Source organism: Bradyrhizobium viridifuturi (assembly GCF_001238275.1).
GTDB lineage: Bacteria > Pseudomonadota > Alphaproteobacteria > Rhizobiales > Xanthobacteraceae > Bradyrhizobium > Bradyrhizobium viridifuturi.
Window position 1 is genome coordinate 1 of record NZ_LGTB01000023.1, and the last position, 22,684, is coordinate 22,684.

Annotated in this window: 23 protein-coding genes; 7 read left to right on the plus strand and 16 right to left on the minus strand. The window is 62.1% G+C overall.

The features are described 5' to 3' along the window. From ALC15_RS21090 to ALC15_RS21100, 4 genes are all read left to right on the plus strand, one after another. Nucleotides 1-343: hypothetical protein (locus tag ALC15_RS21090; RefSeq protein ID WP_200914681.1), on the plus strand; the 343-nt coding region annotated here is incomplete at its 5' end. Between the two features lie 7 nt (nucleotides 344-350). Beyond that, nucleotides 351-569: a hypothetical protein gene (locus ALC15_RS43395; protein ID WP_128089546.1), complete on the plus strand. Its 219-nt coding sequence runs from the start codon at nucleotides 351-353 to the stop codon at nucleotides 567-569. Between the two features lie 231 nt (nucleotides 570-800). Further along, complete coding sequence (locus tag ALC15_RS21095) at nucleotides 801-2,474, plus strand: type I secretion system permease/ATPase (RefSeq protein ID WP_430649184.1); 1,674 nt, start codon at nucleotides 801-803, stop codon at nucleotides 2,472-2,474. A 10-nt stretch (nucleotides 2,475-2,484) separates the two neighbouring features. After that, nucleotides 2,485-3,846 (plus strand): HlyD family type I secretion periplasmic adaptor subunit, encoded by a 1,362-nt coding sequence (locus ALC15_RS21100; RefSeq protein ID WP_050628918.1) that lies wholly within the window; start codon nucleotides 2,485-2,487, stop codon nucleotides 3,844-3,846. A gap of 48 nt (nucleotides 3,847-3,894) precedes the next feature. On the opposite strand, the gene ALC15_RS42040 is transcribed toward ALC15_RS21100, so the two are convergent. The 3 genes from ALC15_RS42040 to ALC15_RS45490 all read right to left on the minus strand — a co-directional run bounded on the left by ALC15_RS42040 (nucleotide 3,895) and on the right by ALC15_RS45490 (nucleotide 5,712). Then, nucleotides 3,895-5,040 carry a hypothetical protein gene (locus tag ALC15_RS42040; RefSeq protein WP_050628919.1) on the minus strand — a complete coding sequence of 382 codons (1,146 nt, stop codon included), beginning with the start codon at nucleotides 5,038-5,040 and terminating at the stop codon, nucleotides 3,895-3,897. A 238-nt stretch (nucleotides 5,041-5,278) separates the two neighbouring features. Next, entirely contained in the window at nucleotides 5,279-5,545 is a 267-nt protein-coding gene (locus ALC15_RS21110) for a hypothetical protein (protein WP_050628920.1), read from the minus strand. Continuing rightward, complete coding sequence (locus tag ALC15_RS45490) at nucleotides 5,542-5,712, minus strand: hypothetical protein (RefSeq protein ID WP_210168596.1); 171 nt, start codon at nucleotides 5,710-5,712, stop codon at nucleotides 5,542-5,544. Before ALC15_RS45490 ends, ALC15_RS21110 begins: the two co-directional genes overlap by 4 nt. 157 nt (nucleotides 5,713-5,869) lie before the next feature. Here ALC15_RS45490 and dinB point away from each other — a divergent pair, with 157 nt between their 5' ends. Further along, nucleotides 5,870-7,117 carry a DNA polymerase IV gene (gene dinB / locus ALC15_RS21120; protein ID WP_050628922.1) on the plus strand — a complete coding sequence of 416 codons (1,248 nt, stop codon included), beginning with the start codon at nucleotides 5,870-5,872 and terminating at the stop codon, nucleotides 7,115-7,117. A 114-nt stretch (nucleotides 7,118-7,231) separates the two neighbouring features. Continuing rightward, nucleotides 7,232-7,441: a hypothetical protein gene (locus ALC15_RS21125; protein WP_050424668.1), complete on the plus strand. Its 210-nt coding sequence runs from the start codon at nucleotides 7,232-7,234 to the stop codon at nucleotides 7,439-7,441. 293 nt (nucleotides 7,442-7,734) lie between these two features. Here ALC15_RS21125 and ALC15_RS21130 read toward each other — a convergent pair whose 3' ends face one another. From ALC15_RS21130 to ALC15_RS21180, 11 genes are all read right to left on the minus strand, one after another. Next, nucleotides 7,735-9,060 (minus strand): NAD(P)H-dependent oxidoreductase, encoded by a 1,326-nt coding sequence (locus ALC15_RS21130; protein ID WP_050628923.1) that lies wholly within the window; start codon nucleotides 9,058-9,060, stop codon nucleotides 7,735-7,737. A gap of 5 nt (nucleotides 9,061-9,065) precedes the next feature. Next, on the minus strand, nucleotides 9,066-9,629 hold the full coding sequence (rfbC, locus tag ALC15_RS21135; RefSeq protein WP_050628924.1) for a dTDP-4-dehydrorhamnose 3,5-epimerase: 564 nt from the start codon (nucleotides 9,627-9,629) through the stop codon (nucleotides 9,066-9,068). A 20-nt stretch (nucleotides 9,630-9,649) separates the two neighbouring features. Continuing rightward, on the minus strand, nucleotides 9,650-10,582 hold the full coding sequence (locus tag ALC15_RS21140; protein WP_158226490.1) for a GHMP family kinase ATP-binding protein: 933 nt from the start codon (nucleotides 10,580-10,582) through the stop codon (nucleotides 9,650-9,652). Between the two features lie 184 nt (nucleotides 10,583-10,766). Then, nucleotides 10,767-11,834, minus strand: a complete 1,068-nt coding sequence (locus tag ALC15_RS21145) for an NAD-dependent epimerase/dehydratase family protein (protein ID WP_050628925.1) — start codon at nucleotides 11,832-11,834, stop codon at nucleotides 10,767-10,769. Continuing rightward, entirely contained in the window at nucleotides 11,827-13,080 is a 1,254-nt protein-coding gene (locus ALC15_RS21150) for an HAD-IIIA family hydrolase (protein ID WP_050628926.1), read from the minus strand. The genes ALC15_RS21145 and ALC15_RS21150 overlap by 8 nt, the downstream gene beginning before the upstream one ends. After that, complete coding sequence (locus ALC15_RS21155; RefSeq protein ID WP_157860923.1) at nucleotides 13,080-13,715, minus strand: D-sedoheptulose-7-phosphate isomerase; 636 nt, start codon at nucleotides 13,713-13,715, stop codon at nucleotides 13,080-13,082. Before ALC15_RS21155 ends, ALC15_RS21150 begins: the two co-directional genes overlap by 1 nt. Nucleotides 13,716-13,899: 184 nt before the next feature. Continuing rightward, nucleotides 13,900-15,066, minus strand: a complete 1,167-nt coding sequence (locus ALC15_RS21160; RefSeq protein WP_157860924.1) for a glycosyltransferase — start codon at nucleotides 15,064-15,066, stop codon at nucleotides 13,900-13,902. Between the two features lie 50 nt (nucleotides 15,067-15,116). After that, complete coding sequence (locus ALC15_RS21165; protein WP_050628929.1) at nucleotides 15,117-16,778, minus strand: GMC family oxidoreductase; 1,662 nt, start codon at nucleotides 16,776-16,778, stop codon at nucleotides 15,117-15,119. 102 nt (nucleotides 16,779-16,880) lie between these two features. Next, nucleotides 16,881-17,603 (minus strand): O-antigen ligase family protein, encoded by a 723-nt coding sequence (locus ALC15_RS21170; RefSeq protein ID WP_244486198.1) that lies wholly within the window; start codon nucleotides 17,601-17,603, stop codon nucleotides 16,881-16,883. Then, entirely contained in the window at nucleotides 17,486-18,157 is a 672-nt protein-coding gene (locus tag ALC15_RS46380; protein ID WP_244486185.1) for a hypothetical protein, read from the minus strand. Before ALC15_RS46380 ends, ALC15_RS21170 begins: the two co-directional genes overlap by 118 nt. A gap of 116 nt (nucleotides 18,158-18,273) precedes the next feature. After that, on the minus strand, nucleotides 18,274-19,014 hold the full coding sequence (locus ALC15_RS21180; protein WP_157860925.1) for a class I SAM-dependent methyltransferase: 741 nt from the start codon (nucleotides 19,012-19,014) through the stop codon (nucleotides 18,274-18,276). A gap of 678 nt (nucleotides 19,015-19,692) precedes the next feature. Here ALC15_RS21180 and ALC15_RS21185 point away from each other — a divergent pair. Next, on the plus strand, nucleotides 19,693-20,853 hold the full coding sequence (locus ALC15_RS21185; protein ID WP_050628933.1) for a glycosyltransferase family 4 protein: 1,161 nt from the start codon (nucleotides 19,693-19,695) through the stop codon (nucleotides 20,851-20,853). A 96-nt stretch (nucleotides 20,854-20,949) separates the two neighbouring features. Here the strand turns inward: ALC15_RS21185 and ALC15_RS21190 are convergent, their stop codons facing one another. Together ALC15_RS21190 and ALC15_RS21195 are read right to left on the minus strand one after the other, a co-directional pair. Further along, a complete protein-coding gene (locus tag ALC15_RS21190) occupies nucleotides 20,950-21,354 on the minus strand; it encodes a recombinase family protein (protein WP_050628934.1) in 405 nt (134 codons plus the stop codon). 167 nt (nucleotides 21,355-21,521) lie between these two features. Then, nucleotides 21,522-22,679, minus strand: a complete 1,158-nt coding sequence (locus tag ALC15_RS21195; RefSeq protein WP_050628935.1) for a sugar transferase — start codon at nucleotides 22,677-22,679, stop codon at nucleotides 21,522-21,524. Nucleotides 22,680-22,684 lie beyond the last annotated feature (5 nt).

Here is a 22,684-nt window from a genome sequence, read left to right on the forward strand (position 1 = left end):
GGCCGGCGACAAGGTCTACGAGGTCAACCCATCAGGTTACGTGCAGAGCCTGGGTAAGGCCGGCTACACCATCGTCGGCACCTCGGGTCACGACCAGACCGGGCTGAACTTCGCCGACTATGTGAACGGCTCGATCCACGGGTTCAAGTTCAATGACCTCAACGCCGATGGTGTGTTCGACGGATCGGACACGCCGATGGCGAATATTACCATCGAACTGAAGGGTGATGTGGACGGCAACGGTACCATCGATACGATCGATGTGGTGACTGATGCCAACGGCTACTTCTCGTTCACAAATCAACTACAACAATTCGAGCGAGCCCGGGAAAGACGGGTTTAGCACGACGGTGAAGGCGAGCAGTGCCGCCTGGCAGACCGGGGCTCCTGGCATACCATCCGGCAGCGAAATCTTTGCGGCAATGAATGCAACGACAGACTCCACGTCGAACAACATGGTCGTCGACTCGCAGAAGGCGTTTGTGACCTCGGTTGTCGACGAGGGAAACTATTTTGGTCTCTTGGGCGTGACGCCGAACACCCCAGACGGGTATCTGCACCTGATGTGAAACGGGTCTTGAAATGGCATCGAGCCCATACGGGATGGGGCGATGATTTGGTGCTGCAGCGCTCGGCGGTCCATATGCGCATGGGCCGCCTCGCCATTGCAGGTATTCGAACGCAGGTGCCTCGGAGCCCGAGCGCGAGCGCTTCCTGGTAACGAGGACATTGACGAGAGGGGCGGGTATCCGTCGGATTGAGTGAACGTCCGTTTTAGAAGGCCAGACGAGCTCCTACTGTTGGTGCAGACGTGCCGGAGCTATTTTGTGGTGGCCGGGATCTTCAGCCTGGCGATCAACCTGCTGTATTTGGCAGGTCCACTTTATATGCTGCAGGTCTACGACCGCGTGATCTCGAGCGCCAGCGAGGTCACGCTGGTGATGCTCACTATCGCGCTGCTTCTGGCTTTCATGGCCCTCGCTGGACTGGACGCGGTTCGCGCGCGGGTATTGTCCCGCGCCAGCATCCGCTTGGATCAGCGGATCGCCGCGCGGGTGATGACGGCAACCATTGATCGTTCCGGCGGCGCCGGCGGCTCGCGGAGTCAGGCGCTGCGGGACTTCGATACGTTTCGCCAGTTCGTGACTGGTGCTGGAATTCACGCGATTTTCGATCTGCCGTGGGCGCCGATCTATATCGCCGTGATCTTCGTCTTGCATCCCTGGCTTGGCGCCTTTGCACTCGCCAGCTCGATCACGCTCGTGCTGATGGCGCTGCTCGGCGAATGGCTGGTGAGGCTGCCGCTGACCGAATCGAACGAATCCGCGGCACGCAGCTACAACTTCGCCGAAATGAGCCTGCGGAACACCGAAGTCGTGCGTGCAATGGGCATGACAGCGGGCCTGCTGCGGCGTTGGCGCCGCGACCGCGACCGCATGCTGGAGCGCCAAGTAGCCGCAAGCGACCGTGGCGCTGCCGTTCAAAGCCTCATCCGATTCCTTCGGCTCGCCATGCAATCGTTGATTCTGGGTCTCGGTGCTTATCTCGTCATTGAGCGGGTCACGACGATCGGTTCGATGTTTGCCGCAAGCATTCTGTTGGGGCGCGCGTTGCAGCCGGTCGAGCAGATTGTTGGCTCCTGGCGGAGCCTGGTGTCGGCGCGCGATGCATTCGTGCGGATTCGGGAGCTGCTTTCCGCAAGTCCAGTCACCGAGGCAGGGCTGAGCTTGCCGTGGCCCAAGGGCAGCTTGTCAGTCGAAGCCGTATCGTTTGTGCTCCCTGGAACCTACAAGCCCATCCTGCGTGGCGTGACTTTCGCGATAGAAGCGGGCGAGGTGCTTGGCATCATTGGTCCGTCTGGCGCGGGCAAGTCGACTTTGGCGCGTCATTTGGTCGGCGTGCTGACGCCGTCGGCCGGCGCCGTGCGCCTGGACGGCGCGGACGTCTCGAGCTGGGTGAAGAAGTCCATTGGCGACCACGTCGGCTACTTGCCGCAGGACATTGAACTGTTCGCGGATACGGTTGCGGCCAACATCAGCCGGTTTGGAGAAGCCGCGGACAATGAGGTCATTCTCGCGGCTCAGCTCGCAGGTGTTCACGAGATGATTGTGAGGCTTCGGGACGGCTATGACACCGAGGTCGGCGACGGCGGAGCGATCCTGTCCGGCGGCTTTCGCCAGCGCATCGGCCTTGCCCGCGCCGTTTGTGGCAACCCCAGTTTCGTCGTCCTGGATGAACCGAGCTCGAATCTCGATGCTGAGGGCGATGCGGCGCTTGCGGACTGCATCGTCCAGCTGAAGAAGGCCGGAACGACTGTCGTCATTATCTCGCACCGGCCGGCAACCATTGGCGTCGTCGACAAGATTCTTGTGCTTCGGGAAGGAGCCGTTGAGATGTTCGGACCTCGTGTCGAGATCATGTCGCGGCTAACCCGCCCCGTGCCCATGCACGCAGTGCAAGGCGCCAGGAACTAGGCTCTCTTCCATGGCCATTCTTGACACAACTCTCAAGTATCGAACGACAAACACCGCAGTTGCGTCGAGCAGTGCCGGTGGCCTCCCAAGCGATTCGATCAAGCACGTCGCACTCGCCGGCTGGATCATCATCATGATCTTCTTCGGCGGCCTCGGCACTTGGGCGGCAACAGCGCCTCTCAATGGTGCTGTGGTGGCGAATGCGGTCGTCAAGGTCGACGGCAATCGCAAGAGCGTCCAGCATCTGGACGGTGGCATCATCAAAGAGCTGCACGTGAAGGAAGGGGACAAGGTTCGCGCCGGCGATCTGCTCATTGTACTCGACGAGACACAGGCCCGCGCGGAATACGAGGTTTTGACGCAGCAATTTGTCGTGCTCCGTGCGACGGAAGTCCGCCTCCTGACGGAGCTTGATCGCGGATCCGAGCTGGTGATGCCCTCTGATCTGAAGGCTCATTCCCAGGATCCCTATTTCAAGAGTGTCTGGAAAGGGCAGGTCAGCCAGCTCGAGAGTCGGCTGGCGGCGATCGCCGGGCAGCGAAGCGTCATTCGCGAGAAAATCAATCAGCTAGGCTCGCAGATCGTCGGTGCCGAGGCGCAGGTCAAGGCATTTACGGACCAGATTCACTCTGTCCATCGCGAAGCGAAAGATATCGCGCCTCTGGTTGATCGTGGACTGATTGCGCGCCCGCGTATCCTGCAGCTGGAACGCACCGGGTACGGCCTGGAGGGCCAGATCGCCGATACCAATGCCAACATCGCGAAAGCGCGTCAGGCAATTGCCGAGCAGGAGCAGCAAATGGCCCAGCTCGACAACGATCGGATGACAGAGGTCACGAAAGATCTGCGCGATACTCAGGCCAAGATATTGGAAGTGATCCCGAAGGCGATGAATGCGAGAGCCGTGCTGAGTCGAATGGAAATTCGTGCTCCCTACAGCGGCCAAGTGGTCGGGCTCAATGTCTTCTCGGTTGGAGGAGTCATTCAGCGAGGAGACAAGATCCTGGACATTGTGCCGGAACAGGATGGATTGACGATCGAAGCACAGGTCGCGGTGGAGGACATCAGCGACGTGCATCCAAACACGCGGGCAGAAGTGCATCTGACAGCGTACAAGCAGCGCATCGTGCCGATCGTCCATGGCGATGTTATTCAGGTGTCGGCGGACCGGCTGACGGATCCCAAAACAAATAATCCGTACTATACGGCATTCGTGCGCGTCGATTCGAACGAGCTCTCGACGATGCCTAATGTTCACCTTTACCCGGGCATGCCAGCAACGGTTATGATACCAACCGTCCAGCGCACCGCGCTTGAGTACATTGTCGGCCCGCTAATCATGTCGTTCAACCATTCGTTTCGCCAGCGATAGGCAGGGTTGACCAGTGCTTTGCTTGCATATGCGAGCATGAGCCGATGCTCAGTTCGCCAGCAGCACGGCATCGATCCGGCGGCTGTTTCGCGTGCTGATGATGATGGCGCCGTTGCGGGTCGCAAATCGCGCGCCGACGAGCCGCGGAACTTTCTGCGTCAGCGCAGACGGCAGCGGAATCATTCCGCCGGTGATGGGATCGCCGACATTGATCGGCGGCGCCCCCGCGCCGATTGAAGGGGCAGCCTTGATGTATTCCCTGACCAGCTGAATTTCCTCGCGCGAGAGGTTGAGCGCGGCCTGCTCGTTGGCGGCGTCGGCAGCCTTTTCCGCGTCGGCCTTGTCTTGCGCTGCGTCCTGCTCGGCGGCTTCGCGTTTCGCGGCGTCCTGCTCGAGCCTTGCGAGACGGTCCCTCAATGGAACCAGCTCCCGACGCAGCGCGGCATTGTCCGACTTCAACGAGGAGATCTGGCCGAGTGCGATCGCGGCAGCAACGCACGCAACGACCGAAATCAGGCTGAGGCACGCAACGGCCAGCCCGGTCATTCCGCCGCGGCTTTGGGTGCGTCGATCCGGTCCTTCGACCGCGGATCGCCGTTTGCGCGCGCGGCCGAGCCTGGGCATGCTGGCGCCGAGCCAGGCGGCAAGCTGCGACAACCGGGAATCGTTTCGATCGATCCGATGAATGGAGCCGAATGCCGGCTCGGGGACCATCGAAGCGGGTGCGGGCAGGTCGGATGGCGCCGTCGGGCGGCTTGCGTTCGAGGTCGCGCGACCGGCAAGCTCTTCCATCAGGCGAGGCAGTTGCCGGGCAATGTCGCCGGGCTGCTCGACCGCAGCATTGCCGTTCGCATCGCGCCTGTCGGCCGCAACAATCTCCAATTGCTCGGCCTGCGGTTCGCCGGTCTCCGGCTCGTCGAGCTCCTGCTCGATGCGTTCCTGTTCGACGCGCGACGCTTCGAGCGAGTGCCATAGCGCAAGGCCGGACTCCGTGATCTGCAGCCCGGTCTCATTGATCGCGGCCCATCCGGATTGGAACACGTCAGCGTCGCCAAGCTCGGAGGATCGCTTCAACTTCGTGGCCGCATCGCCCGCCGCGATCATGCGTTTGACTTCGCGGCTGACCTCGTCGAGCGGGATCCGTTGCTCGGGTCTTGCGGCCAGCACGCTCAGGATCGCCAGGTTGAATCTCATGTGGCGCCCCTCGATGTCCCATCAAGCGGTCGCGCAGCCGTTGCTCTGCCGTGCCGGCGACGTGCGAACCTCAGTGGAGGTCGAAGCGGATCAAACATGCCGTCGCGGACGCCCGTCAGTCGGAGAGCCCGGCGACTGTAGCGGCTCGCCAGCGGGCAAACAATCCGCCTTCAGGCGCACGACAGATGGATAAGTCTGCCCGCGGATGAGAGCGCCAGGATCAGGTCGACCGGCGAACTCAGAGAAACTCGCGAAGCCTGGAGAGCTCGATCACGTGCTCGGGCGACAGCACATCGGGGACGAGGGGAGGCTGCGACTTGGTCCGGATCTCGTAGAGATGTCGGGTCTTCTCGGGCTTGCCCATGAAGTCCCGAATGCATTGGTCGAGCGTTCCGTTGACGATCATATACGGCGCGCGATCCTCTCGCCTGGAATTGCCGAGAGAGGGCCATTTGTAAAGGTAGGCAGCGGCCTGGAAGTCCACCTGATGAGAGGGGTCGGTCATTCCGGGATATCTACCCGAAAAAGCCGGTCGGTCAAATCATCCGGCCCTTGCACGCCGGTGCGGCGGGGATACGCGAACCGTGCGTCGTCGCGCGGGATGCCCGGGCGATCCGCCAACCGCCCCGCGGCAACTCGCTCCGATATCGCGCGAGCCAAGGTCAGCGCCAATGCGAACGTCCGTTGACGGAGCGGCATCGCCGGGGCCATGTGCGCTTGCGGCAAATTCCGGGTTGACCCGCTTGACAATGTTCTTGATTTGTTCCTATGGCCGTCGTAGCGTCCAAACCCGGGCGGTCTGGGTCAGGTCAGGGATGAACGGGTTGAGATGGCAGCCGTAGCCACCATCCTTCACGCGGACCTCGACGCATTTTACGCGTCGGTCGAGCAATTGCTTGAACCGTCGCTGCAAGGCAAGCCGATCGCCGTCGGGGGCGGGGTTGTGCTCGCGGCGTCCTATGAGGCCAAGGCCTTCGGGGTGCACGGTGGCATGTCGGGACGGGAAGCTCGTCGGCTCTGCCCGCAGCTCATTTTCGTCGGCGGCCACTTCAGCGACTACCAGCGGCTGGGTGATGCGGCCATCAAGGTGATCGGCGACTTCACGCCGCTCGTCGAGCGCATCTCGATCGACGAGGCGTTTGCCGACGTTGCCGGCTGCACGCACCTGTTCGGAGCGCCCGCTGAAATTGCCGCAGCGATCCGGCGGCGCGTGCGCACCGAACTAGGCCTTGCGATTTCCGTCGGCGTCGCCCGCACCAAGCACCTCGCGAAGATCGCCTCGCAAGTCGCCAAGCCCGACGGACTTGTCGTCGTCGATCCCGACGCCGAGCTCGGCTTCCTTCACGAATTGCCGGTTGAATTGATGTGGGGGGTAGGGCCGGTCACCCGGACACGGCTGGACGCGATCGGCGTCTCGACGATCGGCCAGCTTGCTGGATTGTCGGAGCAGTCGCTGACCCGGTTGCTGGGTCCTGCGGCGGGCGAGAAGCTTGCGGCGCTGTCCTGGAACCGCGATCCGCGACAACTCAAGCCGCATCGGCGCGCGCGCTCGGCAGAAGCGCAACCGGCGCTCGGCCGAAAGCCCGCGATCGAGCGGGTCATTCGGCCGACGCTGCTTCATCTCGCCGACCGCGTCGCCACGCGGCTACGGGCGAAATCGCGGCCCGGACGAACCGTGACGGTGCGTGTTCGCTTTGCCGACCTGAAATCGGTGACGCGCTCGATGACGCTCGATGCGCCGGTGTGCACGACGATGATCCTCGCCCGACTCGCCGAGAGTCTGGTGCGCGCCGCCCTTGCCGACCATCCGGACGAGAAGTTCATTTCGCTGCTGGCGATTTCGGTGTCGCACCTCGAGGAGCATTGGGATCTTGCGCTCGAGCTTCCGCTTGGACTGGCCGATGAAGCGCTGCGCGCCGGCAGCCGGGCAGGGATGGCGCGCTGGGCGGCGGACCGTGCCGTCGACAAGGTCCGCGATCGTTTTGGCTGGGATGCGATCGGATACGGTTCGGCGGCGCTGGAGGTTGCTCGTTCGGTGCCTGACGATTTCCGCAAGCTGGCCGAGAAGGAGCTCTAGCGCCGCGCCGGTTCACCGATCTGTCATCGCATTAAGAAAAGGCAATTTGGAATCGCGGGCTTGTGAGTGGTGGCATGGCGCGCCGGGTCTATCCTGAGCGTGCGGAGGATAGCCATGAAGTTCAGCGCCGAACTGATCCAGACGATGCGCGATGCGCTAGAGACGGTGATGGCAAGCGTGCCGGCCGATCAATCCGTGTTCGGCCTCAAGGCGGCCGTTGCCGAATGCATCCTGCGGGCGGCAGCCCACGGCCAGACGTCGTTCGACGGGCTCGTGACGTCGGCATCCGATCAGCTGCAGTCGATCATTTCGATGCTGACCTAAGAGATCGAATTGGGCGCGACTTTCGCTCGCGGTCCTGGTTGCCTGCCGCACGAATTGCGACAGGCGATCGTTGTCAGCGGAGCGCCGCATACGGGCAGCCCTGCGCGCTACCGGCGGAACCGGACTGGTCCGGCATAGCGCATCCCGGCAGACTGCGAGACCGATTCCGGCGTTCTGCAGTGACACGGTAACGTATTGAGTTGACTTGATTATTTTTCTCTGTGCCGCCGCATGTCGATGCGGCGGTCCTGCTCAAATCACGCGCGGCCGAACCGTGCGAAGCCGATCCCGGCTCAGGCAGCTTCGGGGCGTATGAATGACGGCCTGCCGAAGAAGAGAGTGTCTTGCTCCTGGCGAAGCGCATCGCACATTCGGCCCGCCGGAATCTCGACGTCGTCGTATGCGAGCACCTGGTCTCGCGCGACATTCCGCCGAAGACGACAACCTTCGGCGAGACCGATCGGAAGAAGGCGCTCGGCGTGAACGACCTGCGCGTTCTCGCACAAGCCGTAGGTCATGTAGTGACCAAGCCCGTCGAGGACCTCGCCAGCCCTGAGATTCCTCTTGGCCGCAGCAACCACATCGACATGTGGGGCGCCGAGCGGAGTGATGGTCGCATCCCCGAAGATCGCCGCGCGGGCAACGGTGAACGGGACTTCGAAGTGACAAAGATGATAGGGCCAGTAGAAGCAATAGAGGGGGCCTGCTCCCATCTTGTAGAGCGACAGGTAGTGCTTCTCGACCGTATCGTTCGTTGTCCCAAGTACGAATATGCCTGGGTTCGGCATCGCTCCCACACAATAATCGACGATGCCGGGACCCTCGAGAAGCTCATCGACCGGATACCAGTTGACCGCTTCCTGGATCGGGGTGCCGGCCTCCACGACCGGTCCGTGCATTCCGCGCCTCGCGACCCGCATTCCCGTTGCATTGGCAACGATCGCATTCTCGAAGGATATCTTGGTGCCGTCAGCGAAGGACGTGACCATCGGGGCCTTCATTCCCCATTTTTTGGCAAACCCTTCCTGGGTTGTCGGATTGCGGTAGGGGTCGTGCAGACCTTTGATGTTCCCGCACAGAACGGGCCTGATACCCAATCCCTTCACCCACCGGTACAGATTCATGATGACGCCCGGCTGGTCACCTTCCGTGTTGGTGATGACGACGCCGGCGCGGTCGGCATAAGTCTTCAGGATGGGGCCGAGAGTGCTGTCGAGTTCGGCGTTCATCATGACGACGTGCTTGGCTCGGGCGATCGCCTGCATCACCACACCGGCCGCGAATTCGATCGTGCCGGTGACCTCCAGAATCACATCGATCCCATCAGCGTTGCAAAGCAGCATTGGATCGTCGGTGATCGCGCGCCGGCCCCGGGCGATGCAGTCATTCAGTTCGTCCACGCGGCTTACCTGTGTGACGTTGCTCTCGCCGGATTCGGCGTAGGCCTTGCGGGCTTCGTCGAGGTGGCGGTTGCAGATCGCCGCGAGTTCGATGCCCTTGGTATACTGCAGCATCTGACGCGCGATGCCTTTGGCCATGAAGCCGGCACCCACCATTCCCACCCTGATCGGGGTGCCGCTCCGTTGCAGCCGCTCGAGTTCGCGATCGACGATGAACATGCTGTCTACCTCTCATCGGCAGTCGCGACGAGCCGGCGCTCGTCCACAAAATCGGGCCAGCTGGAGTCCTTCTCCGAGATGACGGCGGGATCGGCGGGCCACCTGATGCGAAACGCCGGATCGTTCCAGCGCACACCCCGCTCGGCGGCCGGCGTGTAGAACTCGGACACGAGGTACGTGACCTCGGTCTCGTCCGCGAGGGTCAAAAAGGCGTTCGCGCATCCTTTCGGGACGAGGAGCATGCGGTAGTTTTCAGCGCTTAGCTCGACCGAGATGTGATGCATGAACGTTGGCGAGTCGGGCCTCAGATCGAGCATCACGTCGTGCACGGCGCCGCGAACGCAGCGCAGAAGCTTGTCCTCCTGATGGGGAGCGACCTGGTAGTGGAAGCCGCGCAACGTGTGCTTTTGGCGGTTGAAGGAGATGTTCATCTGGGCGATCCGGCTGGGTAGGCCGTGATCTTCGAACTCCTGGCTGCACCAGCCACGAGCAAAAAAGCCACGGCTGTCGGCTCGCTTTTCGAGCTCTACCGTGCATGCGCCCTCGATCTCGGTGGTCTTGAAAATCATCTAATCCTCCAAGACCAGCGTCACCCGACCGGGTACAGCACTCGCGAGCCGTGCACCTCGTACCCGAGCGAAACCAGGGGGAGGTCCGAGAGCGCCTGGCGCACCCGCTCGCGCTTCTCCGGCTTCACGATGAACATGAGAAAGCCGCCACCGCCGGCGCCGCAGAGCTTGCCACCTTCGGCGCCTGCCTCGATGGCCCGTGCGTAGTAGCGATCGATCTCGGAGGTGGAGATCTTGGAAGCAAGACCCCGCTTCAGCGTCCAGCCGCGGTGCAGGGCCCCGCCCACCTGCTCGAGCTCGATGTTTTGACCGGAGAAGATGGAACGAAACTCGAAGGCGTCGTTGCGCATGTGCCGCAGAACGTCCAGGTTTCGCGACGTGTTGCTTCTCTGCTCGGTGAGCACCGAGGCGGCAGGGCGCTGATGACCGGTCCAGAACATCATGATGCTGCTGAACAAATAGGCAACGGAACCGTTTCGGGCCGGCTGCGGCTCGACCGTCACGCGGCCGCCGCGCGCGAACCGCAGCAGATTCAGGCCGCCGAACGCTGCGGCGTATTGGTCCTGCTTTCCGATCGGCTCCTTGAGAACCTCCATCTCGATATGGCAGGCCTCCTCGGCCAGCTGGCCGGCAGTGACGCGCTCGCCACGGAAGGCATGGAGCGCGTGGAGCAATCCCACTGCGAAGGCGCTCGATCCGCCCATGCCGGTGGAGGCTGGCATGTCGGCAACGGTGCTGATGAAAATCGGAGGCTCGATGTTGAGAAACTTGAGACACTCACGCGCGATGTTGTTGTCGATCTCCTCGATCGTATTGACCTGCTCGGTGCGTGAGTAGTTGAGCCGGATCGGCTCGTTGAAGAGGTCGCTGTGGCGCTTCACGGTGACGTAGACGTATTTGTCGACGGCCGCGCTCAGTACCGCGCCTTCCTCAACCTCGTAGAATTCCGGCAAATCCGTGCCGCCTCCCGCAAAGCTGACGCGCAGCGGGGTCCGCGTCATGACGATATCGGTCGGACGCCAGCTGGCGTTGGCGGCTCGGATCAGCTCCGTGTTAGGGACGACGGATGTATGCCCGAGTTCCCGTTCCCGCGTCGTTAAAGTTTCCACTGCGTTCGGCCTCCCAACCGTTCCAGACTCAGGCTCGAATTCGACTCACGTTGGCGCTGATCTCCGTCCACCTGAGCGACTCGTCGACTGATCCGCTGTCGAGCAAATGTCGTAACCAGCTGAGACGCGTAAAGCGCTTGTCCTTGAACGCACCATGCTTGAGGCCGATTCTTTGGAACGCGGTATAGAGCTCCCTGGCTCCGTCCGTTGCCGTCCATCGGAAGCTGAACTCCGGAAAGGTTCGCTTGAACTTGGCAAAATCCGCCTTGTAGGTGCGCTGATCAGCTCCGGGCTGCGGCACGCTCGCGAGCTCGCAGCCGGGAACGCTTTGCGCAGCAATCTGCCCAAGATCGCGGATCTGGTGGTTGAGTTGGTCAGCACCGACGTTGAAGGCCTGGTTATGGACAGTCTCCAACGGAGCCTCGAGCACCGCCTGAAACGCGCGCGCAACGTCCTGGACATGGACGACCGGCCGCCAGGGCGTACCGTCGCTCTGGATCACGATGCGGCCCGTCGTGAAGGCGTTGCCCATGAAATCGTTGAGGACAGTGTCAAACCGCATTCGCGGCGACAGGCCGTAGACGGTCCCGTTGCGGCAATACGTCGGAGAGAAACGATCGTCGGCGAGGGCGCGCAACGCCGTCTCCGCTTCGACCTTGGAGCGAGCATATTCGGTGCGCGGCGCGAGCGGCGCATTCTCGTCGACGACCGCCGCTTCGGAGGTCCCGTACATGATGCAAGAGGATGAAAAGATGAAGCGCGTGACGCCCGCCTGCTTCGCCAGCTTCGCAAGCCGGATCGTCCCCTGCGAGTTGATCTCCCGCGTCCAGGCTTCGTTCAAATTGCCGATCGGATCGTTGCTGAGTGCGGCCAGATGAATCACCGCGTCGAAGCCGGCGAGCTCCTTGGCGGTAACCTCGCGCAGGTCCTGACGGATCGTCGGGACCTCACCGAGGTCGGGGACGAGTGTGCAGGCAGAGAAATATCCGGTGTCGAGACCGACCACGTCGAATCCCTGGCGCTGGAGCCAGGGCGCCATGACCGATCCGATATAGCCATTGTTGCCGGTGATCAGGATGCGCTTGTTGTCAGGCATATTCCGGGGTTCCGTTCAGCATTTGTCGGGTGAGGTCGAGGAGCGAGCAGGCATCGGTCACGCGGCGGAAGGGACAGTCGGCTGCCGACGCTGCGGCAGCGTCGCGCTCGTCGTCACCAACGAACAGCGTGCGCGTGAGGTCGAGGTGGAAGTCACGCTGGGCCTGGTAGAGGAGACCGGGTTTCGGCTTGCGACACTCGCAGCCGTCCTCCCAACCGTGCGGACAGTAGTATATCGCGTCGATCCGTCCTCCCGCCTGCGAGACCTCTCGCTTCATGCGGTCATGTACGGCTTCGAGGTCGGCTTCACTCATGACGCCGCGGCCGATGCCGGGTTGGTTCGAGGCGATGATCGTGCGGTAACCGCGCTCGTGCAGGAGCCGGAGTGCTTCCAGCGAGCCGGGGCACCACGACCACTCATTCCAGTTTCGTACGTACTGCGCTTGCGGCGGCTTGCGGTTGAGCACGCCGTCGCGATCGAGGATCACGGTCGGTTTGCGTCGCATGAAAGCTTCCGTCGCTGGTAGCCGATCCAGCGAGCCGACGCTGTAATAGCGGTGATCACTCGCGTAAGCGGTGAGCCGCCCCTGTTGAGCGAGCGGTGTATAGAGCGCCTCCTCGAGCAGCGTGTCCTGCTCGGGCAGCAGCGCGAGGGCGAGGTCTGTGAGGATCGCGTAGCTGATTTCGACTTGCTGAAGCCCGGGCGTCGTGCGCAAGCGATCGAATACGCTTACGTGACCGTCGTGGTCGAGCAGGGCGCTGCCTCGGGAGTAACGATCCTTGTTGTTATAGACGGTGATCAAACCGGGCTTCCCGGCCTCGCGGAACCGCGCCCACATCCGGTCCATCTGCATCGGCCAGTAGTTGTCGCAGTACAGCAGCAGGAAGCAGGGATCGATCATGTGCCGAGCAGTTGCAACTCGGCTGCTGGTCAATTGGTCGGGTTCCGTTATCGAGTACTCGATGTGCACACCCCAGTCACGACCATCGCCGAAATGGCTCTGTACGACCTCTGGCAAGTACCCGAGAAGGAGCAGGACCCGTTCAAAGCCCTGGTCGCGCAATTGCTCGATCTGGTACTCCAGAAAAGGGCGCCCGAGAATCGGCACCATCGGCTTGGGCCGATCATTCGTGATCGGCTGCATTCGGGTGCCGCGGCCACCGGCAAGGATGACCGCCTGTGTCGGCCGATCATAGATCCGGCCTTCGATCAGCGCTGGGCGAGACGTGCCGTCGAGGGCGGCCATTAGTTCAGACCCGGTCTGTCGGCAACGAGGCACCTTGTGACCGCGTGACAGATCGCCGAATGGACGTCCTCGACGAGCTCGTACTTGCCTTTCTCGGTCTCGACGCACACCGGCTCATCGACCAGGCCTCTCAGCGCGCCGCCGTCAAATCCAAGGAGTGCTACGGTGGTGAGCTTCTTCCCCCGAGCCAGTTCGACCGCGCGAACCAGGTTCGGGGAGTTGCCGCTCGCGGAAATGCAGGCCAACACGTCTCCCGGCGTCGCGAAATTCTCGAGCTGGCCGGAGAATGCCCGCTCGTAGCCTTCGTCGTTCGACAGAGCCGAGAACCAGGACACGTTGTCGGACAAGCACATGACTTTCAGCGGTCGGCAGCCCGAGCGTTTGGTCGCCTTGCCGAGGTCATTTACCCAGTGAGAGGCGGTCGAAGAACTGCCGCCATTTCCCGCGATGTAGATGAAGGCGCCCCGGTCGCGAGCCTCGCGAAAAATATCGACCAGTCTCCGGACTGCGTGCACCTGAACTTCCGCCAACACACGCCGCACATTCTCGAAATGCATCGAGATGACGTCCGACGTCTCCGGTGGTGTCGAGATCACCGGCTGCACATGTGGTGATTCAGATCGAATCGTGCGCATACGCCCGGTTCTCCAAGGTGAACGATGGCTCAAACCTCTGGATGCATTAGACGCCAGTTCTTGCCGCGCGACATTCACTCTTTGGGGGTAGGCCGGATGGCGACCACAAACATCATTGGTCGCGAGCGGAAAATTTACGCTGCTTCTTACGACGGCCGGAAGTGCGGGCATCTCAGGCTGTGCGTCATGCCGGCAATGGCGACATGGCGGCGGCCGCGACCTCGCTGAGCTTGGACTTGCGATCGTGGAGCTGCGGAAGCGGCTCCATTCCGATAGCAGACAGGATGTGCTCCCAGCGGTAGACCCAATCGTGTCGCTGCAGGCTGCGTACGGCGTTGGTCCGGCGCACGCGCGCTATCCGCTCCGGCTGCGCATCCAGTTCCTCGATTACGGCGGCGATGTCGGTTGTCTGCGGAGATACCTCGATCACCGCATCCGGCCAATCGAAGTATTCGCTGAACTCGGCGCATTGCGGCGCGTTTCCAAGGATGACGGCGCCGCCGGCGGCGCCCTCGAACAGACGTGACGGCAGGACCTGCTCACCTGCGACCTTTTGCGAGTTTGCGCCCGCCACTGCCGCGGGATTGAAGCCCATGAAGTAACGGGTGCGCTTGATCGTATTGGCAAGAAGCAGCCGATGCTCGCGCCAGTCCTTGACCTGGGAATTGCCGCTCGAGAGCGAGTCATAGAGATAGAAGAGATTGCGGCGTTCAGCCAGCGCCAGCAATTGGCGATGTGGCCCCGCTGCACGATTGCCCATCGAATAAATATCGACGACCCGTTCGGGGGGCGACGGATACGGTGTGGCAATCAGGCAATCGACGCCCGTCGCCAGAAAGGAGCAGGGGGTGCGCGTGTACGCCGAAAGGCGCGCAACGCTTGCGCTGTGAAGCAGGAACACGTGGTCGAACTGGTCCAACAGTCTCAGGTATTGGCGGTCCTGTTCGAGTGTGCTGGACCAGAGCTCGATCAGATATGCGACGGCGATCTTGCATCGACTGCGCCAGTTTCGGATGCGCGAGAGCTCAACGAAACTTTGCGGGCTCCAGGCCACAAAGAAGAAGACGTCGTAGTTCTGGTCGAGATCGACCCGCTCAACGGTCGGCGCGTTCTTCAGTCCGACCCCCTTGCGGACACCGTTGACCAGCCTGTTGAAGTCGCGCTGGACGCTCTGGTTGTCATGGGATGGCAGAATGCCGCTGAGATATTTCGTCAGGTAGTTGTCGATACCAGGCGCGACGAGGTCTGCATGATCGCACTCGGTGACGATACGGCAGAACTCGTAGGACGATGCGAAGTGGGCTCGATCTTTCGCGTTAAAGTCGGAAGCAACGAGGATTCGTCTCTTCAAGGACAGGTCCTCCATTCACCTTTTGACCAGCAGGGCCTCGGGATTGCGATCTACGCCATCAAGGCGCGCTGAGGACGCTGGACTCGGTCGGAGGGATCAGAATGCATTGCGGGCGAATGCCGTCCCAGTATCATGTCCGCGGCCTTTTCTGCGATCATGAAGACGGCCGCGGACGTGTTGGCGGAGGGCACGGTGGGCATGATCGAAGCGTCGGCTATCCGCAGGTTCTCCAAACCGTGGACACGCAACTGATCATCGACGACGGACGCCGGGTTGTCCTGCGGGCCCATTTGGCACGTCCCGCACGGATGATACGACGTCAGTCCGGCTTCCCGCGCAAATTGCAGGCACTCGGCGTCGTCCGTGACCGAAGGACCGGGCAATTCCTCTCCGTAGTAGTAGGGCTGAAGCTCGGGGGCGGCGAGCAGCCGCCGCATCATCCTGATGCCGTCGACAGCAACGCGCTGGTCCCTTTCGTCGACGAGAAAGTTGGGCTGAATGATTGGGGCACGGAAGGGATCTGCCGAGTTCGCGTGGACGAACCCGGTGCTGTGCGGCCGTAGCTGATAGAAACCGGGCTTGAGGACGGGAAAGCGCTCCCGGAGATTGGAATAATTCCCGATGGCAACGTCGATCTGAACGTCCGGCGTGGAGGAGAGATCCCGCGAATTGGCGAAGCCGTACACGAGCGACGGGCTGAGAGCGAGAACGCTCGGACGACCGAGGATCCATTTGGTGCCTTCCCGAAGCAGATTCAGGCCGCGCCCGCTTACCGTCTTGCCCTTCACCCGGACGATGAAGTGGATCATGTAGTGGTCTTGCAGGTTCTGGCCGACGCCAGGCAGGTCATGCAGCACCGGAACCCCGAGGCCTGCAAGCAATGCCGGTGAGCCGACCCCTGAAATCTGCAGCAGCCTCGGCGTGTTCACAGCTCCGGCGGTGAGGATCACCTCGCGACGCGCCTTCACTTCGCGAGCGGGCTGGCCAGGTCCTTGGGCGTACCGAACACCAACCGCTCGCTTTCCCTCGAACAGCACGGCGGTGGCCTGGGCCCTGGTCCGAATCTCCAGGTTCTTCTTCTTGGCAACGGGTCGCAGAAATGCCCGCGCGGCGCTTACGCGCCAGCCGTTCTCGATGTAGCGCTGATAGTATCCGAAACCCGCCTGCCTTGCGCCGTTGTAGTCGGAATTGTGCGGGAGTCCGAGGTTGCGCGCAGCCTCAATAAATGAATCGCAAATCGGGTGTTTCCAATCGCAGTCAGTGATCGGCAGCGCTCCCTCGACACCTCGGTACGTGGTGTCGCAGGTCCCGATTCTTCGTTCGGTTTTCTTGAAGTACGGCAGTACGTCGGCGTAGCCCCAGCCCCGGTTGCCGCGTCGGGCCCAACCATCGAAATCGTCGTGATGGCCCCGGTTGTAGTTCATTCCGTTGATGGCAGTCGAACCACCGAGCGTCTTGCCCTGCGGGATCGGTATGGCACGGTTCGCCGTTGCCGGGTTCGGCTCCGTTTCGTACTGCCATGCAAATTTGGGAATTGATGCGGCCTTATAGACCCCGGCGGGGACACGCAGGAAGACACTGTAGTCCGGCGGGCCGGCTTCGAGCAGGCAAACGGTGCAGCCGTCTGTGGAGGCCAGTCGATTGGCCAATATGCACCCCGCGGCCCCGGCGCCGACAATGATATAGTCGAAAATCTCTGTCTCCGCCGACATTGCTTCAACCCCACGAGTGCATGTGCGTGGTCGATGTTAGCGGACAGGTCTTCGCGCCACTGGGTTCATCGGTGTTACCCCTTCGGAGAGCGCTTGAGATTGTCATTCATGGGCATGCTTGAGAGCGCCGGTTCCAACTTCGTATTCGTCCTGCCCCAGCAGATAGCGGTAGAGCATCGTCGTGCCGATACCGAAGCCGATCAGGCACCAGAACCAGATCCCCTGCATCGGCGCCTCGAGCGCGACGTCGAACGAAGCGTTGATGATGCAGGATGAGACGTAGCAGGCGATAAACAGCATCAGTGCGGCCCATTCGGTGTGCCCTCGGCTGTGGGCCTGCACCATGGCGCGAAGCAGCGTGCCAAACCAAGCGGCGAGGAAAGCTACCCACAGCACAAGCCCCGGCACCCCCGCGCGTGCCAGGATCGTCATATGGGCGCTGTGCGGACTGCGCAGGGGCCGCTCGCTGTTAGCTCTCGCAAGCCCGTCCTCGACAGCCAGGTTCACCCCAAATCCGCGGCCGGTCCAGAAGTACGGTCCATGCACCGTCTTGTCGACGATGGTCCGCCACCAATTCGCGCGCCATTGCGTGGTGTCCTCGGTCTGGGCGCCACCCTGGCCGACGATGCTGGAAATATTCTCGACGATTTGCGCAACGCTGATCCGCCGTTCGGTCGAGACGCGGGCTTCCTGGTAGCCGGAGATGCTCATCTCGATCGCATAGGAAGCGGCAAGGAGCACTGCGCCGGTCGCGACGACGGCGAGGAGCGGGCGCACTTTACCGACCGCCAGCGCCGCCAGAGTGACTGGCACGGCAAATGCCAGAAAGGCTGCACGGCTAACGGCGCTGATGACAACCACTCCCGCGATGAGACTGGCCGTCCAGATCGGAGTTGGTTTGCGCAAGCCCGCGAGAACGAACACGGCGCGCCTGCAAGGTGTGTCGCGACTTCGCCGGCGCCGAGCCAGATCAGGCCGACGTCGGTGCCGGGCACATCCGGTATATAGTCTGCAAAATAGAAGCTGAGCGGAAACAGGATGGGGACGACAGGAACGTAGATATCCAGGAATTTCCGGTAGTAACCAATGACCGTATCGATACGGCGAAAGTCTTCGATCAGAAGGGCTGCGACGACGAAGGAGAAGACCCCATAGACGAGGATCACGCTGTCGCGCAATGCGTCGAAGCCGTAGATGTCAAGATACGGAAATGTGCGCAACAAGGCCCAGCCCATGGCCACCGCGAGGACCAGGCTCGGTCCGGATGCGAATACGGCCAACAGGCAACCTGACCGCAACAGCACAAACACCCCGGCGAGGAAAGCGATCTCGCCGACGAAAAGCGGCCGATAGCCCCAATAGGCGAAACCCTTTCCCATCAGCGCATATCCCGCCAAGGCGCAGCAGAGCGCGAGGGTATAGCGGTCGCCCAGACCTGCAGATGGTGAACGTGGGAGAGGGCTGGTCATGACAATTCAGGAATTCACCCCCTTGCTTACGGCCTGTAGGCGACCATACGCAAACCTCCGTCGACAGCGAGCTTCTGCATCCCGACGTGAAGAAGCGCACGTAACGGAGAGGCCTCGGGGTACCGAACATGCCAGCGCTGACGCTGGACGCGGTTGAATCCATTCTTCTTCAGGATCCTGGCGAGCGCTGCGGGAGTGAAGAAAACGATATGGCCTGGCCTTGCCGCTTCGCGCCAACGCTGACCCATCAGCCGTGCCGGAAAGCCAGCTGCATTCGGAGTGGTGATCAGGAGCCAGCCGCCCGGTGACAAGCGCTCGTACAAGCCTGCCAGCACGGCGCTGGGGTCACGAAGGTGCTCAATGACCTCGAGGGATACGATCCCGTCGAAGCTCGATCCATCGGGGATAGCTGCAAGATCCCGGTAAACTGCAATGCCGCGTTCGGCAAGGAACTGATATCCGAACGGTTCAACAGCGGCGACCTTGGCGCCGCGCTTCATCAATTCGAAAGTCATTGCGCCGCGGCCGGCACCGAAATCCAGGATGCGCATGCCGGAGAGTCCACGTACGCCCAGCGTATCTGTCAGTGAATCCACGAGGCATCGGGCGACAGCTTCATCCGTAGCGCCGGTTTCGACGGGGTTTCGGTCAGGTTCTTTCCATCCTTCGCGGTAATAGCTCGCAAGCTCCGACTCGTCCGGATAGGGATCACGGAATATCGTGCCGCATTCACGGCAGCGCAGGAAGCGGGGCGCCTGCCAGTGCACGCAAGCGTCTCCCTGGTGCCTGCATTGAGGACAGATCGGAGTATTCATCTTGGTGGTTCACCCTTCGTATGCCCGTGGGCCGCCGTTCCCGATTCCAACATCCGCACTACGCAAGAATTCTCGTGACGCCGCCGCAGATGGCGCCAGCCGGGATCAGCGAGAAACTGGACCTCGATCCGGCCAGAACCGGTTCTCGCCCGCCTTGCAGGATCGTCCGCGCAAACGCCGCGGCGCGGGATCGGCTTGCGGGAATTGTCGATATCCGGCCGTGGCCCGTGAAGGATCGATACATCGTGGCGCAGGCTCGCGTTGGTCATGTTGTCGGCCCGAGATCCCGAGAGCCCGAGACTAGTGGTTGCGTACGCCCTGTTGCCGAGAAACACGGGCTACCGGAATGCCTTTCGGAAGTACTTCGCTGGGGGTACCAGGTTCGCCGTTTGCGGGTTCCATGCTCGGGTGGTCACCGGAGCCGTCCCCAAGCGCCAACGCGACGGGCTTTCCTCCCGGCCATGCCCCGTGAGTTAGCCGAGTGCATGATTTCAACGGCCGGAGCAGCGCAAGCACCGCCGCGCACCAGATGGCTCCGTCAGGGCAGGAGGTCCGGGCGTATGGAGTACCCCTCCGTCGATGGTTGCGCCTGTGCGTTCTGTGATCCAAAATCACAGAGGGAGAGGTTGTATGCGTGTTGTCCTCACTCGGCGCGAGGCTCTCGACTGCCCCGACGGCGTCAATATTTTCATCGTATCGCTTGCTCAAGCTCTGGCTGATCTTGATCACGAGGTGACGATTGTTGTCGGAAGCCTCCAGAGCCATGAAGAGTACCGGCGCCTGCTGGGTCCTCGTCTCGATCTCCCGATCGTTGCCCTGAGCCGCACGCCCTTGACGGGGCTTGCCTCCGCCGCGGCCTGGCTGGGCGCGAAGCGGATCATTGATCGTTATAGGCCCGATCTTGTTGTCCATAGCGAAGCAGTGCCGGTCCCGCTCCGCGGCACGATCGTCCAGGTTGTCCACGATCTCGAACCTCGCAGCGGCCGGCTTGCTCCATTGTGGCGGAGCATTCGGCGGTTCAGCACCAGACGGTGCGATTACGTGGTCGCGACGACGACGGAGCTTCGCGATGAACTCGTCCGCGATCTTGGCATGCCACGGCGCGAGCTTGCCGTGATCCCCAAATGCATTGAGCTTCAGGCTTACCGTGGGGGCGACCTCGCCGGGCGCGAGCGGGCGATCCTTCATTCCGGGACCTCGCCCTACAAGGATCCCGTCGCCACGATCCAGGCATTCGGTGTGCTCGACGATCCGTCAGTGGGCCTCTACGTTGCAGGCGATATCACTCGACCGACACAAGCCGCGGTGGATGCTCTCCCAGACCGGCTTCGCAGGCGCGTTACTCTCCTTGGGTCCGCGGATGGGCAGACCGTGCGGATGCTGCACGGTCGGGTCAGGGTCGCAACTTTCCCGACGCGCTATGCGATCCCCGTCGCGTCTGCAACTGTCATGGAGGCGATCGCCAGTGGAACGCCTATTGTCGGTTCCTCACGACTCAGCCGGGACGTTCTCGTGAACGACGTGAACGGGCTTGTGACCGATACAGACCCGGATGCGATGGCGATTGCGCTCCGATCCGTCCTGAATGACGACGCTCTTTGGTTACGGCTGTCGGCCGGCGCCCGTCGAATGGCCCAACAGTTCGATGGTTTTCGCGTCGCACGGCAGTACATCGAGCTTGCGTATCGAGGGGCCCGCGGCAGCCGCCGTCTTGGCGACCGCGAAAACAGTTCCGGTGGTCGTCTGATCGGCCTGGGGCGGGAGAACCCGCATTCGCCGGGCAGCGAATAGCGTCTCCAGGACTGGATACACCGAGCAGCTTGTCAAAATAGATGTGCAAAGCTTCGGCATCTTAAGTGGCGTCTCGCCGCACGCTGGAAGCGGCCGTCACCGTCCGCGCCACCTACCGATGCTCAGATCCCATAGCACGGACCGCAGCGGGGAAGCGCCAAGCGACCAAAGCGGCGCCGACCCGAGGATCATCCGTCCGGTCGTGGTACTCGTGTCAATCGGCGTACCGAGAATGCGAAGGCCGACGCCCTTGCGGCCCAGCCGCTCGATGAGCGCCAGCACGCCCCGGGTCGAATGCGCCACGCGATAGGGTTTCGTGATCGCTATCACGTCCCCTTTCCGGGTGACCTCGATCGCACGCTCCAGCTCCGGCATCTTTCCGAAGACGCTGGCCTTCTCGCAAAAGTGCTCTTGCGCCCCGAGCGCGGCCAGGTCGCGCTTCTGGGCGTCAAGTCGCTCGATGGGTTCGCGTGGACCAACGCGACAATAGCTCACGATCACGGGCCTTCCTCCTGGCTGTCGCCTGGCTCAAACAGGCTGAAACGCGTGCCGCGCCTCGACCGTGATTCATGGCGGTCACGCGGCAACCATCGTAAACAGTTCTTCCGTCCGCTGCGTTGAATGCGCTTCATGGCTCCAAAGCCGGATCAGGTGCATGGGCTGGACGGCTAGCGAGCTCCCTTTGCTGCCAGCACGGCCGGCAGGGTCTGCAGCATGATGAACACATCCAGCCAGAATGACGAATTGCGGATGTAAGAGAGATCCTGCTCTCTCAGAACTTGCAGGTCACCATCGCTGCGGGACGAAACCTGCCACAGTCCGGTGAGTCCCGGCAGAACGGTGGAGCGCAGTGACTGGAACTCCTCATCGAGCTGTTCGATATGGTAAGCGGGGAGCGGGCGAGGGCCGACCAGACTCATGTCGCCACGGATGACGTTCCAGAGCTGCGGCAGTTCATCGATGCTGGAGCGGCGCAGGAAGTTGCCGATAATCGGCAGAATGCGCGGGTCGTTCCGCAGCTTGAAGAACTGTTGCCACTCGGCGCGCGCATGCGGGTCACGATTGAGATGCTCCTCCAGCAGCCGACTGCTGTCGGCATACATGGTCCGCAACTTGTGCATCTTCACCAGCTTTCCGCCGTATCCGATGCGCTCTTGGGCAAAGAAAGCCGGACCTGGGTCGATCAACTTGGTCAATATCGCGGCCAGCGTCACGACGGGCAGCGCGAGCAACGCCAGCGGAACAGCAAGTACGAGATCCAGCATTCGCTTGAGGAGCCAATTCTGCCGCGAATATCGTGCAGCGTCTCGGTATTGGCTGACCGGACCGACCAGGATGGTTGGAGCATTCCACAGGCCGAAATCTATCAGCAGAGTTCGCAGTGCGACTTCCACATAGTGGCTGATCACCAGGAGGCAGCCCGCATAGGCGGTCTGGATGAAGATGACATGGGCGATGCTCTCGCCGCCGCGGTGCGCTACCGTGACAAGGCTCCACACCGCCACGACGATGCCGACGCCGAGGGCACGCTGCCGGAAGCGCTGGTAGGGTTCTGGCCTCCGACCGTTGTAGAGCCCGGTTACGAAGAACGCGAAAACGGCGAGGAGCACTGCGACCCCTAGATGCTGCGGCGCCGGCAGCCCGGCCGCTCGTGCCAGCAAGCCGGTACAGCAGCCCGCGTCCAGGGCGGCGGCAAGATCGCCACTGATCAGCCAGGCTGTCACGATCCAGTTGTGATTTCGACGGACCAACCCAAGGCCACGTTGGTCGCCGGAGTGCAGGTCCGCGCGGCTCGCTTGGCGCAGGTTCAGCCCCTGGTCCGTCATGCTGG

Bases quoted from the DNA above. Each gene is read 5' to 3' on its own strand.
- ALC15_RS21100 (WP_050628918.1), top strand. From the start codon at position 2,485: ATGGCCATTCTTGACACAACTCTCAAGTATCGAACGACAAACACCGCA.
- ALC15_RS42040 (WP_050628919.1), bottom strand. From the start codon at position 5,040: ATGAGATTCAACCTGGCGATCCTGAGCGTGCTGGCCGCAAGACCCGAG.
- ALC15_RS21110 (WP_050628920.1), bottom strand. From the start codon at position 5,545: ATGACCGACCCCTCTCATCAGGTGGACTTCCAGGCCGCTGCCTACCTT.
- dinB (WP_050628922.1), top strand. From the start codon at position 5,870: ATGGCAGCCGTAGCCACCATCCTTCACGCGGACCTCGACGCATTTTAC.
- ALC15_RS21125 (WP_050424668.1), top strand. From the start codon at position 7,232: ATGAAGTTCAGCGCCGAACTGATCCAGACGATGCGCGATGCGCTAGAG.
- ALC15_RS21130 (WP_050628923.1), bottom strand. From the start codon at position 9,060: ATGTTCATCGTCGATCGCGAACTCGAGCGGCTGCAACGGAGCGGCACC.
- rfbC (WP_050628924.1), bottom strand. From the start codon at position 9,629: ATGATTTTCAAGACCACCGAGATCGAGGGCGCATGCACGGTAGAGCTC.
- ALC15_RS21145 (WP_050628925.1), bottom strand. From the start codon at position 11,834: ATGCCTGACAACAAGCGCATCCTGATCACCGGCAACAATGGCTATATC.
- ALC15_RS21150 (WP_050628926.1), bottom strand. From the start codon at position 13,080: ATGGCCGCCCTCGACGGCACGTCTCGCCCAGCGCTGATCGAAGGCCGG.
- ALC15_RS21155 (WP_157860923.1), bottom strand. From the start codon at position 13,715: ATGCGCACGATTCGATCTGAATCACCACATGTGCAGCCGGTGATCTCG.
- ALC15_RS21165 (WP_050628929.1), bottom strand. From the start codon at position 16,778: ATGTCGGCGGAGACAGAGATTTTCGACTATATCATTGTCGGCGCCGGG.
- ALC15_RS46380 (WP_244486185.1), bottom strand. From the start codon at position 18,157: ATGGGAAAGGGTTTCGCCTATTGGGGCTATCGGCCGCTTTTCGTCGGC.
- ALC15_RS21185 (WP_050628933.1), top strand. From the start codon at position 19,693: ATGCGTGTTGTCCTCACTCGGCGCGAGGCTCTCGACTGCCCCGACGGC.
- ALC15_RS21195 (WP_050628935.1), bottom strand. From the start codon at position 22,679: ATGACGGACCAGGGGCTGAACCTGCGCCAAGCGAGCCGCGCGGACCTG.